Source organism: Aliivibrio friggae (assembly GCF_057368515.1).
The window spans coordinates 1,411,739-1,427,126 of the sequence record NZ_CM170648.1 but is presented as its reverse complement, the minus strand read 5'-3'; the positions used below and the strand labels follow the sequence as shown (position 1 = coordinate 1,427,126).

The following is a 15,388-nucleotide window of genomic DNA, read 5'->3' as shown; positions in this document are numbered from 1 at the left end:
CTATTAACTTTTTTGATTCATCAATGCTAAATCAATCGTAATTGAAACCGCTTCATTAAGATATGCATCAGGAACTTCGTAATCTTTTGGAATGTCATCAATAGTCTTAAACTCTTCTTTTTCAAGATGTTTTTGTCTTTGATTAACACGCTCTAAACGACGAACGTCTGCATCATCACTTTCTTTTTCACGAACCGCTTTATTCAGTGAAATCGTTGTGATGTCTTTATCCGCTTTATAGCGAGCAATGTCTTCCTGAATAAAACCAAACTCTTCGTCAGTTTTAATTCGTTCAACATGTTTCTTCGCTAGTGGCTCAATCGTATTTACGATCTGATTCGTTTGCGCATAGTTTGCCGCTTTAATGCTATCCCAAGGAAGCGCATTATCTTCAACACTTTCACCAGTTTCTTTCGGATCAATCGCTGTTGGGAACGCAATATCAGGAACAACACCTAAGTTTTGCGTACTACCACCATTGATTCGATAGAACTTTTGAATCGTATATTGAACATGGCCAAGTGGTTTATCAAATAGATCATAAATATGATTTAATGATCTATGTTGTTGAACCGTTCCTTTACCGAATGAGTTTTCACCTAAGATAACGGCACGGCCATAATCTTGCATTGCTGCAGCAAAAATCTCAGACGCAGATGCACTGTAGCGATTCACTAATACCGTCATTGGACCGGTATATGAAATTTCACCGTCAGTATCCGCATTCACATTAACGCGTCCGTAGCTATCACGAACTTGAACAACTGGACCAGAAGTAATAAATAATCCTGATAACGCGGTTGCTTCAGTTAATGCACCGCCACCATTATTGCGTAAATCAACAATGATACCGGTAATATCTTGCTTTTTGAGTTCATCAATCTGTTTTTTAGTGTCTTCAGCTAGACCGACATAGAAACTAGGTACTTCTAATACACCAATTTTCTTGCCATCTTGCTCAATCACTTCAGATTTAACAGCTCTATCTTCTAAACGGATCTTATCTCGAACGATTGTGACAGTGTGACTTTTTGAATCTTTACCTTCTGGCAAGATATCTAGGTGCACTTTTGTCCCTTTCGCTCCTTTGATAAGTTGAACGACGTCGTCTAAACGCCAGCCAATAATATCAACAGATTTTTCACCATCTTGAGCAACACCGATAATACGATCACCCTCAGACAGTTGCTTACTGTTTTGAGCTGGACCGCCCGCAACTAAAGAACGAATGACAGTGTAATCATCAGTAGCCTGTAATACTGCCCCAATTCCTTCTAATGAAAGATTCATTTCTGATTGGAATTGCTCTGCATTACGAGGAGATAAATAACTCGTGTGAGGATCAACTTCACGTGCAAACGCATTAATATAAAGTTGGAACGCATCTTCATTGTGACTTTGAGTCAAACGCTTTAACGCATTATTATAACGCTTACCTAACATCTCTTGGATTTCAGGCCAATCTTTACCTGTCATAGACAAGTTCAGAGCATCATATTTAACACGTTTACGCCATAGCTCATTTAACTCAGCTTCATCTTTTGGCCAAGCCGCTTCAGAGCGATCCAATTCAAGAGATTCATCAACCGTATAATCGAATTCTTTATCTAAAAGAGAAAGTGCGTAAACATAACGCTCAAAACGACGCTTCAATGACAAGTTATAGATATCAAAAGCGGCTTGGGAGTCCCCAATCTTTAATTGATCATCTAACTTAGTTGATAACGGGGCGAATGAAGTAAGATCGGCTTGAATGAAAATATTTCTATTATAATCAAGCATGTCTAAATATCGCTCATAAATGGCAACTGAAAAGTCATCATCTAATGAGAAATGCTTATAATGAGAACGAGTAAAACGAGAAGTAACACGCTTACTGGCAGTGGCATGCTGCGTTTCTGCGGTTAATACTGGTAAGTCAGTTTCGGAATACTTGGCGTCTAATACCTTAGCTTCAAGTGCGTGCGCAGAAGCTGCTAGCATAACGCCAGCAGCAATCAGCGAGACTCTTAATCGACAATTCATGCGTCGGGAGTGCTCCTTTATGAACGAAGATTCTCCGCTTTAACAACCATTTGTAGGCCATTTGATAAGCGAATTCGTACATCATCCTTGTTAATTTCAACGATTGTCGCAGGCATATTACCTTTACCCATGTTCACGCTTACGTTGTTACCAACAGTAATTTCATCAGCGTTTAGAGCACGAGTTTCAACTGGCTGTTCAACTTTCTTAGCAGCAGGTTGAGGACGACGCTTAGGTGGAGTAGCAGCACGAGCTGTTTTCTTAGCTTTTGCTTCTTCTCTTACTTTTTTAGCTTGCTCTTTACGACGAGCAGCAACTTTAGCTTTGCTTTCATCTAAAGTTGTTTTAGCGTGTTCAATGTGCTCTTCTTCTAGTTCACCACAAGGGTTACCATCTAAATCAACACGAGATGCGCCCGGCTTAACACCGTGTAGGTAACGCCAAGAAGAGGTGTATTGACGTAAACCAGCACGTAGCTGAGTTTTACTTACTTTAGGATCATCGCTTAAACGCTCAGATAAGTCTTGGAAGATACCAATTTTAAGAGGTTTAGCTTCGCCTTCTAAGATAAAGCATTTCGGGAAGCGTTCAGCAATGTATGCAATTACTTCTTTGCTGTTCGCTAATTTTTCAGAGTTTTCCATGTAGTTTCCTGATAGTACGGTTTAGCCCGTATTTAGGTGTATTTCTAGTAAAGATATTCCGCTATTATAGATACTTAAGCGTGAAAAACCACTACTGAAAGAAAATTAAAGTCTCTTTTCTGCTTCTTTCATGAAATCAACCAGTCCTTTTTCATCAATTTCGCTAAATCGTGCAATATTTGGGCTATCAATATCCAGCACTCCAAATAATTCTCCATCTTTATAAAATGGAATAACAATTTCAGAGTTACTTTCCGCATCACACGCGATATGACCAGCAAATTGATGAACATCATCGACACGTTGAACCGTTTTAGTAGAAAAAGCAGTGCCACATACCCCTTTTCCAACGGTAATTCGAATACAAGCAGGTTTGCCTTGGAATGGACCTAATACTAATTCATTATCTTTAAATAGGTAAAAACCCACCCAGTTAATGTCGTCCAGTTCCATATTTAATAGCGCACTTATATTTGCCAAATTAGCGATTAGATCCGTTTCACCATCAATAAGACAAAGTGCTTGTTGCGTTAATCGCTCGTAATGCTTTAATTCCATTTTTATATTTTCCTGTATTTGTACCAATCACTTGCGACTCTATTTATACTGAGTACAATGCCAATGGAAAAGATAATAATAGGAATCATTCTCACCATGAGCAATACTACGTCTTCTACAATTAACTGGAATTGGCTATTTAGGCAAGCAAAAACCTATAAAAGTCGTTTAATTGTTGCAAATATCATCGCTATTGTAGCCACACTTATCAGTGTCCCTATCCCACTATTGATGCCATTAATGGTGGACGAAGTTTTATTACACAAACCGTCAACCGGAGTTGAACTATTAAACTCAATGCTCCCTAGTGCTTGGCAAGGAGCCATTGGTTATATCCTATTAGTTCTCGTTATGGTCATTGTGATGCGTATTGTCAGCCAGATGCTGAATATCTATCAAGGAAGACAATTTAGCTTAGTCTCAAAAACCATTACCTATCAAATTCGTCTGCAATTACTCGATAAACTCAGCCTTATTAGCATGAAAGAGTATGAGTCGCGTGGCAGTGGCGGTATTAACTCTCATATCATTACAGACATTGATACTATCGATAAGTTCCTCGGTCCTACATTAAGCCGTTTTATTGTCTCTTTCTTAACGGTAATAGGAACCGCTGGCGTACTTCTTTGGATAAATTGGCAACTCGGATTATTTATTCTTCTGGTAAATCCCATTGTTATCTATTTTTCACGCAAGCTAGGTAATCGTGTAAAAGATTTAAAACGCAAAGAAAATCAATCTTATGAGCGTTTTCAAACCCGATTAATTGAAACACTTGATGGCATTTATCAATTACGAGCATCAAACCGTGAACGCGCATTCTTAAACCAACTTAAAAGCCAAGCCGATGAGATAAGACACAGTGCCGATCAATTCTCATGGCAATCAGAAGCCGCTGGACGCCTCTCTTTCCTTTTATTCTTACTAGGTTTTGAGTTATTTCGTGCTGCTGCAATGATTATGGTACTGCTGAGTGATCTAAGTATCGGTCAAATGTTTGCCATTTTCAGCTACCTTTGGGTAATGCTTTCTCCAATCCAAGAATTATTAAGCATTCAATTTTCTTGGTATGGTGCTTCTGCTGCACTAAAACGAGTAAACGCTCTATTGCACATAGGTGAAGAGCCAAAGATCCAATCAGATATTGACCCGTTTAATGTAAATACTGCTACTGAAATAACCATTAACAATTTAAATTTTAGCTATAACGACGAAGTTCAGGTGTTAAATGACCTATCACTCACTATTAGACCAGGTGAAAAAGTCGCTCTGGTTGGTGCTAGTGGAGGCGGTAAATCAACCCTTATTCAACTATTATTAGGGCTTTATCAGCCAACTAACGGGGAGATCCTCTTTAATGGGCATAGTACAAAAGAGGTTGGTTTTGAAAACATCCGCAATCAAATCTCAGTTGTATTACAACAACCTATACTATTTAATGACACATTGAGGCATAATCTGACATTAGGCGAAGATTACTCTGATGACTTACTGTGGAATGCACTCGATGTTGCCCAACTGCAAGATGTCGTGATTCAGTTAACCGATGGGCTTGATACCCAAATTGGTCGTCAGGGCGTTAAACTTTCTGGTGGACAACGTCAGCGATTAGCAATTGCAAGAATGGTGTTAACGAATCCAAAATTTGTTATTTTAGATGAAGCGACCTCTGCACTCGATACCGCAACAGAAGCAGAGCTCCATAAAGCCTTAAGTGATTTCTTAGTTGGCCGTACAACATTAATTGTGGCACACCGTTTAAGTGCGGTAAAACAAGCCGATACCATTTACGTTTTAGATGATGGTAAAGTGTCTCAATCAGGCACACACCATGAACTGGTTACACAGCAAGGACTGTATCAAACACTGTATGGATCAATTCAAAGTTAATCAATTGGACAACAACCGTGGAAGACGCTAAATTTCGTCGCTGCCACGGCTGTGATCTCGTTGTTAAAGTAGCGAAGGTAGATAAAAAGCAAAACGCGCACTGCCCTCGCTGCAATACACAACTGTACCGTGGTAATCGAATCTCATTAAATAGCGATTTAGCCATCGCTATTGCTGCTTTGTTACTTTTTATCCCGTCACATTTTTTTCCTTTAGTTACCATTCAATTGTTTGGTGTGATGATCCCTGCAACTCTCCCTTCAGGTACAATTACCTTAATGGGTGAAGGGTTCCCTATGCTTGGGTTACTTATCTTATTTTGCAGCTCAATCGTTCCTTTTCTTGTTTGTGGATCTGTTGTCACCGCACACATCGCATTACGATTAAAACTGTTTAAGTTATTTAGAAGTAGCATTTCGACTGTTCAGCACTTAAAAGATTGGATGATGCTAGATGTATTCTTAGTAAGCTTGGCTATTGCCTGCTTTAAAATTCAAGATCATGCCGATATCTTTGTCGGTTCAGGACTCTATGGATTACTCTTACTTCAATTCGTTACCTCTTTACTGCTTACACACGTAAGTGCAAGACGTTATTGGCGCGCTTGGCAACGAAAACATCAAAAAGAAATCGAAGCTCCGATTATTGAACCTGAGCATTCTGTTCATTGTGGGCATTGTCACTTTACTCAACAAAAAGGCAGCCATTGTATTCGCTGCTCTCGCCCTATTCACGCGCGAAAACCAAACTCTATCCAAAAAACATGGACTTACCTGATCACGGCAGCCATTTTTATTATTCCAGCCAACATTCTTTCCATTTCTATTTTATTAACTAATGGAAAGAGATTAGAAGACACGATTTTCTCTGGGGTTGCCGGATTAATTAGAACCGATATGTACGGTATTGCCATTATTATATTTGTTGCCAGTATTGTGGTTCCTGTTGCTAAGATCTTAGGTCTTGGCTACCTACTATTATGTGTTCAATTCAAACGCAGCATATTTCACCGCCAACGAATGTCTATTTATGTGGCAGTAAAATGGATTGGTAAATGGTCAGTCATGGATTTATTCGTAATTTCTATTATGATGACATTGATTGATCGCGGACAAATTTTAGATTTTACCCCAGGCCTTGGTGCCGTTGCCTTCGGACTAGTTGTGGTATTCACCATGCTGGCCGCTGAAAGTTTTGATTCTCGTCTGATTTGGGATAATTATGAACGAACCGAAAAATCTTGATTCTACTGTTGAACAAGTAAACATCAAAAATGAACGCGGTATCTCACCATTGTGGATACTGCCTCTACTTGCTCTCTGTCTTGGGGGATGGCTAGTCTATTCTGCCATTATTGAAGCGGGTCAACGTGTTCAAATCTATTTTGATGACGCGCAAGGACTAATAGCAGGCCGAACAACTATTCGTTATCAGGGTCTTGAAGTGGGTATGGTTAAAAACATCACCTTATCTAAAGATCTCTCTAATATTTACGTTGATGCTGATATTTATCCCGAAGCTGCCGATCTTTTAAAAGATAACACTCAATTTTGGTTGGTTAAACCGCAAGCATCATTAACAGGTATCTCAGGATTAGATGCTTTAGTTTCTGGTAACTATATTGCAATTTTACCGGGAACTGGTGAAGCAAAAACTAAATTCACCGCATTGGCAAACTCACCTGCAATTCAACCTGATTCCACTGGTTTAAGCGTAACTCTTCGCTCTAAGGATTTAGGTTCAATTTCTGTTGGTTCAAAAATCTATTATAAAAAAATCCCTATTGGGGAAGTCTATAACTTTAAACTCGATCATAAAAGCGATAACGTTAGAATTAAAGTGCTTATCCAAGAAGAATATTCGCATTTAATTACATCAAAAAGTCGTTTCTGGAATGCCAGTGGCATTGGCGCAAGCGTTGGCTTTAATGGCGTAGATGTTCAACTTGAAAGTTTGTCAGCATTAATTGGCGGCGCTATTGCGGTGGACTCACCCGATGATGGTGCCGAGATAGAAAACGGCAAAGAGTTCCGTCTATACAGTAATATCAAAACGGCTGGTCGCGGTATTTCAATCAAGATCACTCTGCCTGACAATAATCAAATCAGCCCTAATGGATCAGCCATTATGTATCGTGGCCTTGAAATAGGCCAAATAAACAGTTTAAAGCTGTCTGATGATAAAAAAGACATCATTGCTTCTGCAACGGTTGAGCCTGCATTCACAGATTACTTAAATGATGGATCTCGCTTTGTATTAGAAGAAGCAAAGCTGGGCTTATCCGGCGTTGAAAACATTGGTAATCTCGTTCGTGGCAACTTCCTTACCTTAATCCCAGGTAGCGGTGATAAATCACGTGCATTTACAGCCATTCGAAAACAAGAACTGATTAAACAGGATGCAAAAGCACTCACCTTTTCATTATACGCAGACCGCTCTTTTGGCTTAACACCAGATACTGCAATCTCATATAAAGGCATAAAAGTAGGTTCAGTGACTCATGTGGCATTGGTTAATGACAGAGTTAAATTTGATGTCATGATCCTTGAAAAATATAAGCATCTAATCAAATCAAACAATAAATTCTTTGTCTCTGGCAGTGTATCTGCTGAGTTAACTGACTCTGGTGTAAATATTGATATTCCACCAACTCAGGCACTGATCTCTGGCTCTATAAGCTTTACTAGTGAAGGCAAAGGCTACAAACAAAAGAGTTACACTTTATTTAAAAACAATTCATTAGCTGAATTAGCGCAATTCAAAACAGAAAAAAGTACTGAACTGACTCTGTTTAGCTCTGAATTACCGCCTATTACTAAAAACAGCCCTATCCTTTATCGCAACCTCGTTGTGGGTAAAGTCACCGATTTTGATTTGGGTAATGATGGCGTAAATATTAAAATCAATATTGAAAAGCAATACGCTCATCTAATTAAAGATAACACTGTTTTTTGGAATTACTCTGGTGTAAATGTTGAAGCAAGTTTGAGTGGTGTGAATATTCAAGCTGCTCCACTGATGTCGATGATCCGTGGTGGTATTGGCTTTGATAATATGCAAGGCGTAGAAAACAAATTAGGTAAAAAGTGGAAGCTCTACTCAAACCTATCTGAAGCTCAAGAGTTTGGCCGAATCATTGCCTTTACAGCGAAAGACAGTAATTCAATCTCTAAAGGAACACTGATTAAATATAAAGGTGTCTCTGTCGGTGAAGTCAGTAAAGTATCACCAAACTTTAAGCAGAGTAATGTTTATATACAGGCTCGTATTTACCCTGAATATGTGAACCAAATTGCTATTTCAGGCAGTCACTTCTGGGTCGTAAAACCAAGTATTAGCCTATCTGGTGCTGAAAATCTTGATACCTTATTAGGTAGCTACATTCAAGTAACTCCAGGAAAGGGAAAAACAAAAACTCAATTTTTACTCACTGACCAATCTCAAGGTGACACATTAGCGACTTATACTCTTGAGTCCATCACTCGAGGTTCAGTCAAAGTCGGAACCCCTATCCTATTTAGAGAAATGGAAGTTGGCGAAGTAACCGATGTTCGATTAGGCGATTTATCTGACCGTGTTATTTTCACTATCGGTGTCAATCCAGATTTCAGTTATCTTGTGCGCCAAAATACAGTGTTTTGGAATGTATCAGGAGTGAATATGTCTATTGGATTAAGTGGAGCAAAAGTTCAAGCGGGTACTGTAGATAGTATCTTACGTGGCGGCATTGCCTTCTCCACTCCCGATGATGAAGAGTTGCAACCACAAGCAAAAGAAAATAAATCGTACCTACTGTATAAAACAGCAGAAGAAGATTGGCCATTGTGGAATGCAGCCATTCCTAATCCAAACAAATAATCAAATTCAGGCAGTCAATCTACACATTGGCTGTCTTTTTTAATTTAAGTCCTTAATTTTCCCTATAACTACAGATTCCATTTAGACAACAGCACTAATTGCGTTTACACTCCCTGCCATAACATCATCCTATGAGATTCATCCGTGCACGATAATATTTTTCTACCTGAAGCCTTCCTAACACAAGTGCAAGAAACCATGCCTTCCCACCTTTCAATGGAAGACTTTGTTGCCGCTTGTAAGCGCCCTTTACGCCGTAGCATTCGCGTTAATACATTAAAAAACAGCGTAGAAGAATTCAAACAACGTGCCGATGAAAAGCAATGGCTACTAGAGCCTGTGCCTTGGTGTGATACTGGATTTTGGATCACAAGACCAGAAGCAGACACAGTAAAATTAGGCAGCACTGCCGAACACATGTCTGGATTATTCTATATCCAAGAAGCCAGTTCTATGATGCCAGTAACAGCATTATTAAAAGACAATGATAGTATTGAGATGGCTTTAGATATGGCCTCTGCGCCTGGATCTAAAACCACACAACTTGCTGCTGGTATGAAAAATCAAGGAGCATTAGTTGCCAATGAGTTTTCATCAAGCCGTGTAAAAGTATTATGCTCTAACGTACAACGTTGTGGTGTAAGTAACGTAGCTCTGACTCATTTTGATGGTCGCGTTTTCGGCGGTTGGTTACCAGAAACCTTTGATTCTATTTTATTAGATGCACCTTGTTCTGGTGAAGGAACGATTCGTAAAGATCCAGACGCCATGCACAATTGGAGTCCTGAATCAGTCATCGAGATTGGTGATACTCAACGTGACCTGATTGAGAGTGCCTTTCACGCCCTTAAACCGGGTGGTCTAATGGTCTACTCAACTTGTACATTGAATCATCAAGAAAACCAGAATATTTGCCATCACTTAGTCGAACAGTTTGGTGACGCGGTCACGTTTGAACCATTAGGTGATCTTTTTGAGAATGCCGAAAAAGCATTAACACAAGAAGGCTTCTTACACATTTACCCACAGATCTTTGATAGCGAAGGATTCTTCGTCGCAAAGATTCGTAAAAATTCAGCAACGACACCTCCTGAAGTGAAAAAACGCTTAGGTAAATTCCCATTTGTGGCGGCATCAAGTAAAGAAGCCAAAGATATTGAAGCAGAATTACAATCAACCCTAGCGCTGACTATTCCAGAAGCAAATGAGCTATGGATCCGAGACAAAGAGGTATGGGCTTTTCCAAAACGAATGAAACCATTAATTGGTGAAATGCGTTACCACCGCATTGGTTTTAAACTGGCAGAAACTCATAAGAAAGGCTATCGCTGGCAACATGAAGCTATCATGGCATTAGCGACAGCAAGTAATCCTACTGCTACGGAATTAACAATAGAAGAAGCTCGTGAATGGTATATGGGCCGTGACGTTCGCCCTGAATCAGTAGGTAAAGGGGAAACGATCGTAACTTACTCTGGCGCCGTCATTGGATTAGGCAAATGGGTAGGAAACCGAATTAAAAATGGACTTCCTAGAGAATTAGTTAGAGATGGTAATTTATTCTAGTTAACCAACTTATGCCCATCGTACTGTTTAAGGACTTAAGATAAACTGTACGGTGGGTTATATACAACTGAATTGGGAACATGGACATGCCTTCACAGTATAGAATAAATAGAATTGTTGATATCGGGGATACTCTACATCGTTGTGGCTGTGCTCCCTATAAAGTAGAACGTTACACTACCTTTTACGCCAATAAATATGGCGTTAATTGTATGATCCAAGCAACACCAACTTCAATTAACTATCAATTTCCTGATGACAATAACGCCGTCATCATGAAACGTCATAAACCCGCAAGTATTGATTTGGGTTTACTCGCAAATACCATCATTCAATTACAGCAACCATTAACCCCTGTCCCACTAGCTCCAGCCGAAGGGATCTCTTACCCTTCATGGGCTATTGCTTTAGCTAATACTTGTATTCCCCCAGCCTTTCTTATGTTGGTTGGATCAACATACGAAGCTTTATGTGTCAGCTTTTTACTTGGTTTTTTAGTCTGGTTGTCTCAAGTTTTTTGTAGTAAACGTCGTAGTATTGCTGTTGAGTTTTTTGGCGCCTTAATTGTTGCCTTTACTGTTGCGTTTATTGCTAGCCTTGGTGTCCCAATTCCCATTCTTGGGCTTTGTATCGCCGCCGTGGTTCTTTTTGTTCCCGGACTCTCCATCTCAAATGCTCTAGAGTGTTTGGCTTTTAATGATCTCGTCTCTGGTACCAGCTTACTTGGCCAGTGCTTTCTCACTTTAATAAAACTTCTTATTGGGATCATTATTGGTTTACACATTGGCGAAGCTATTTTTGGCACAGCCGAATCTATTGATTATCAAAACGAATTCCCAATATGGCTACAAATACTAGGTTTACCGATTATTTCATTCTCATTAGGCGTAATGTTTAAAGCCCGGCCTATTGATACAGTTTATAGTTTACCTGTAGCGGTATTAGGCATGTGGGGACCATTTTATCTTGGCTTTGATGGTGGCTGGGTTGTCGGTACATGGGTTACAACCGTATTAATCACACTTTATGGAACTTGGATTGCTAGGCGGTTAAACCTAACTGGGATTATATTCATCGTACAAGGGATCATTATTCTTGTTCCGGGAAGTCGTGTCTTAGTGAGTGCAAGCCAAAGTGTGTTTGAGCAATCCATACTTCCTATTCCTAGTATTGGATTATCCGCTCTGTTTATGTTCTCTGCTATTGTTGCAGGGCAAATTACCGCTTATTCAATTTACTCACCCAAAATCGAGCGAGATTTATAATTTAAGCTCTTGTAATACCGACCACAATAAGTAACCCAAAATAGCGAAGAAAAAAGGCTTGAGAACAAGGCAATTTTTTCGAGAAGTTTTTATTCTACAAGAAAAAATTAACGATAATAAAAAGGCCAGATATTAAATAATAACTGGCCTTTTCTTTAATTTTAGCAGTGTAAAACATGCTGTTTAAAGCGATTAAGCACGGCTCATGAACTTGTGTTCAGTCGTGTTGATTTTCACTTTCTCGCCATTAGCAATGTACTCTGGAACCTGTACAGTTAAACCAGTTGTCATTGTCGCTGGTTTAGTACGAGCACTTGCAGAAGCGCCTTTAATTGAAGGCGCTGTATCAACAATAACTAAATCAACAGCTGAAGGTAATTCAATCGCAACTGGCGCACCATCAACGATTAAAATTTGTAGACCTTGAGTTTCTTCAGAGATGAAAAGTAACTCTTCTTCGATAGCTTCTTTGTTAAAGTTGTATGGCGTGTAATCTTCTGCATCCATGAATACATACTCATTACCATCAACATAAGAGAAAGTTGCACTACGACGGCTAAAATCAGCTAAAGTGATAATATCATCTGCTTTAAAGCTCTCATCTGCTTTTGAACCAGTTGCAACATCATACATACGCATGCGGAATAACGTTGCACCAGCACGACCACTTGGTGTTAGCTTACTGATTTCTTTAACGAAAAACACTTTACCGTTGTGTTCAATTGCTGAACCTTTTTTAATGTCACTTGCCTTTGGCATGATAAAAAATCCATAAATAATTGGTGAGTGAAAAATACCATGAACTTTTTATATCTCCAATAATTATGTGATAGAAACTCGCATTTTATAGCGCTTTATTTATCACTCGGCCTTGCTGCCATGAACGCAACATCATAATTGACGTATAAAGAACCACAAAGGCGACTAACCAAGCAAGCATATCCACATCAAGCGATTTAACAATAAATGCCGCAATTAACACGCCAATAGGACCGGTAATCGCCACCACTAAAGAGGCTCTTGAATTTACGGCTTTCTGCTTAATAAAACCACCGGCAGAGAAGAAACATAAAAAAGCACATGAGCACATCATAATGGGAAATGCTGCTAATGGATTCATTCCTAATAAGTAAATCATCGTCATACACGGTGCGTATAAGCCAATCCCTACTGTCATTAATGCGCCAAAAATAAAGTTCCCAACGATACCGATAACCAATTTCTCACCACTTAATCCCAACGCTTCACCACCTAATGGAAATAAATCTAAACGACCAGCAAACATAAGAAACGCAACAATCAACAAGGCACCAGCCATGATCAAACGGATCAACTGACGGTCAAAATTTGATACTAAGCGCGCTCCAACTGTCGCACCAGCACACGCCGCAATAATTAAACTAAGCAATGTCGTTAAGTCCACATTAACCGCAGTAAGGAAAATTAAGGCTTGAAACACAGTCGCCATGGTTGCTTGAGCGTTCAAGGTTCCCGGTAATACTTTGTCATCTATTAAATTAAACTGCTTATATCCAGCGGTTTTAATAGCAAAACTTCCCACGCCAAGAGTGTCACAAAAATTTGCAAACCCACCAATAAGGCCAATCGCCCATATATTAGTGTCTTTTTCTGAGGCCTTCTTCTTTAACCATAATGAGACAAGCATAAAAAGAAATGTTAGGCCTCCAATAACAAGACCTATTTGTAAAAGTAATAAAACAGTCATTAATACATCACATCGCTGAAATAATGCCGAGAATAGTAATTCAGATTAATGATAAAAACCAGAGCATCCCTTATGCACTAAAGGGTTAGCCTATTTAATAGATAACAATAATTCCATCTCTTTTACATTTAATTACGGTGAAATTGATTGATTTAAGCTATTAAATAAATATCAACTTTACACATTCCATACTTATGTTTTTTTACCGTTACTTTTAAAGTAATTTAATCAATTTCTTTGCAAAATAATGATGTTTTTGTTGGTTAATTTAATAAATAAAAATAGCTAATGCTAAAAAACAAATATTTCTATAATTTGATGCTAACTCTCTTCACTATTTTTATCGATAGTTACTTAAATTAGTATACTATCCAAAAACGAGTTCTAGCTCCCAGATTGTGAGAGTGAACTTCTTCAAAGTAGGCACCTTTAAACCTCCTTCCTAAGCTGTATGGTGAAGAGCATCCACTCTTCCCTTTTTTAAGGACAAACTATGCTTGATAAAAGCAATCCTATTGAACGCCGAATGCAGATCACGACATTAGCGTGGCCGATCCTAGTGGAAATTTTACTGCGTACTGCTATTAGTACCAGTGATGTATTCATGTTGAGTGGCTATTCTGATTTGGCAGTATCGGCTATTGGAGTTATCTCTCAGATCATTTTCTTTTTAATGATCATTTCGATGATGGTAAGTACAGGTACTGGCATTCTTATTGGTCAATATAATGGCTCCGGACGACCACTGCAATCAACCGATGTGGCGGTAGCCAGCGTTGTACTTGGTGGGATATTAGGACTTTGCCTCAGTTTGTTCGCCTTTTTTTTCCGCGAATCCTATTGTCATCATGTATGGACTAGAAAGTGACGTTGCAACTTTTGCCTACGATTATTTGATCATTACTGGCTCTTTCACTTTAACGGTAACCCTTGGTATTGTCTTCTCTACCATATTACGCAGTAATGGATATTCTCGAACACCAATGTTAGTAAACCTTCTCACTGGTGGGCTTAATATTATTGGTAACTACTGCGCCTTATACCAACCTTTTGGGTTACCCGTTTATGGTGTGCAAGGAGTGGCCATTGCTACCGCAGTTAGCCAAGTGATTAATACCATTATTTTATGGATAATGATCCATAGAAAACACATTGCACTGCCAATGATGAACTTTAAGAAAATACCGAAAGCAACCTATCAAAAGATCATGAAAATTGGAGTGATGAATGCAGGTGAAATGCTTTCTTATAACTTGTCACAGATGGTCATTGTTTATCTAGTGGTTAGAATGGGCACCGCTTCACTGACCGCTTTTACCTACGCTCAAAATATTGCTCGAGTCTCTTTTGCTTTCGCATTAGCGGTTGGGCAAGCAAGCCAAATACAAACCAGCTATTACGTTGGAAAAAAATGGATTGAGCAAATCCTGACACGAGTTCAACTCTACTTTTTAGTCTCTTTTGCCGTGTCTGTTGCCCTTACTTGTATTGTCTTTTTCTTTCGCTATGAATTGCTCGACCTATTTACGCAAGATCCAGAAGTCATAGCCTTAACCGCTGGTTTAATTGCAGGTTCTATCTTGGTGGAAGCAGGCCGAGTCTTTAATCTTGTCTTCATATCCGCACTAAAAGGCGCAGGAGATATTAAGTTTCCAGTTCAATTAGGGATACTGAGCATGTTGGGAGTGGCAGTTAGCCTAACCTACCTACTTGGCGTTCATTTTGGATTTGGTGTACTAGGCGCATGGCTTGCATTAGCTGCAGATGAATGGGTTCAAGGAATAATTATGGTTCGCCGTTGGCGATCGAAAGTATGGACCAAATTTAATCTGATCTAAATAAAAATGGGCAAAGAT

10 protein-coding genes and 1 pseudogene are annotated in these 15,388 nt (G+C 39.2%); 6 read left to right on the top strand and 5 right to left on the bottom strand.

All coding sequences use genetic code 11. From position 1 onward, the window contains the following. Nucleotides 1-3 precede the first annotated feature (3 nt). From prc to AC2INI_RS06570, 3 genes are all read right to left on the bottom strand, one after another. Nucleotides 4-2,025, bottom strand: coding sequence for a carboxy terminal-processing peptidase (prc, locus tag AC2INI_RS06580; protein WP_486305652.1), 2,022 nt, complete (start codon nt 2,023-2,025; stop codon nt 4-6). A gap of 17 nt (nt 2,026-2,042) precedes the next feature. Further along, nucleotides 2,043-2,669: an RNA chaperone ProQ gene (gene proQ, locus AC2INI_RS06575; protein ID WP_122034826.1), complete on the bottom strand. Its 627-nt coding sequence runs from the start codon at nt 2,667-2,669 to the stop codon at nt 2,043-2,045. A gap of 105 nt (nt 2,670-2,774) precedes the next feature. Next, nucleotides 2,775-3,227 carry a GAF domain-containing protein gene (locus AC2INI_RS06570; protein ID WP_486305651.1) on the bottom strand — a complete coding sequence of 151 codons (453 nt, stop codon included), beginning with the start codon at nt 3,225-3,227 and terminating at the stop codon, nt 2,775-2,777. A gap of 96 nt (nt 3,228-3,323) precedes the next feature. On the opposite strand from AC2INI_RS06570, the gene AC2INI_RS06565 reads away from it, so the two are divergent. The 5 genes from AC2INI_RS06565 to AC2INI_RS06545 all read left to right on the top strand — a co-directional run bounded on the left by AC2INI_RS06565 (nt 3,324) and on the right by AC2INI_RS06545 (nt 11,806). Further along, entirely contained in the window at nt 3,324-5,117 is a 1,794-nt protein-coding gene (locus AC2INI_RS06565) for an ABC transporter ATP-binding protein (RefSeq protein ID WP_486305650.1), read from the top strand. Between the two features lie 17 nt (nt 5,118-5,134). Beyond that, nucleotides 5,135-6,361 (top strand): PqiA/YebS family transporter subunit, encoded by a 1,227-nt coding sequence (locus tag AC2INI_RS06560; RefSeq protein WP_486305649.1) that lies wholly within the window; start codon nt 5,135-5,137, stop codon nt 6,359-6,361. Continuing rightward, nucleotides 6,339-8,975 (top strand): MlaD family protein, encoded by a 2,637-nt coding sequence (locus AC2INI_RS06555; protein ID WP_122034835.1) that lies wholly within the window; start codon nt 6,339-6,341, stop codon nt 8,973-8,975. Before AC2INI_RS06560 ends, AC2INI_RS06555 begins: the two co-directional genes overlap by 23 nt. 144 nt (nt 8,976-9,119) lie before the next feature. Further along, on the top strand, nt 9,120-10,541 hold the full coding sequence (rsmF, locus tag AC2INI_RS06550) for a 16S rRNA (cytosine(1407)-C(5))-methyltransferase RsmF (protein WP_486305648.1): 1,422 nt from the start codon (nt 9,120-9,122) through the stop codon (nt 10,539-10,541). 86 nt (nt 10,542-10,627) lie between these two features. Continuing rightward, complete coding sequence (locus AC2INI_RS06545) at nt 10,628-11,806, top strand: threonine/serine exporter family protein (RefSeq protein ID WP_486305647.1); 1,179 nt, start codon at nt 10,628-10,630, stop codon at nt 11,804-11,806. Nucleotides 11,807-11,998: 192 nt separating this feature from the next. Here AC2INI_RS06545 and efpL read toward each other — a convergent pair whose 3' ends face one another. Both efpL and AC2INI_RS06535 read right to left on the bottom strand, forming a co-directional pair. After that, a complete protein-coding gene (efpL, locus tag AC2INI_RS06540) occupies nt 11,999-12,565 on the bottom strand; it encodes an elongation factor P-like protein EfpL (protein ID WP_122034841.1) in 567 nt (188 codons plus the stop codon). An 85-nt stretch (nt 12,566-12,650) separates the two neighbouring features. Then, nucleotides 12,651-13,532: a sulfite exporter TauE/SafE family protein gene (locus AC2INI_RS06535; RefSeq protein ID WP_122034843.1), complete on the bottom strand. Its 882-nt coding sequence runs from the start codon at nt 13,530-13,532 to the stop codon at nt 12,651-12,653. A 493-nt stretch (nt 13,533-14,025) separates the two neighbouring features. On the opposite strand from AC2INI_RS06535, the pseudogene AC2INI_RS06530 reads away from it, so the two are divergent. After that, nucleotides 14,026-15,370 (top strand): annotated as a pseudogene (locus AC2INI_RS06530) (MATE family efflux transporter). The last annotated feature ends 18 nt before the right edge of the window (nt 15,371-15,388 follow it).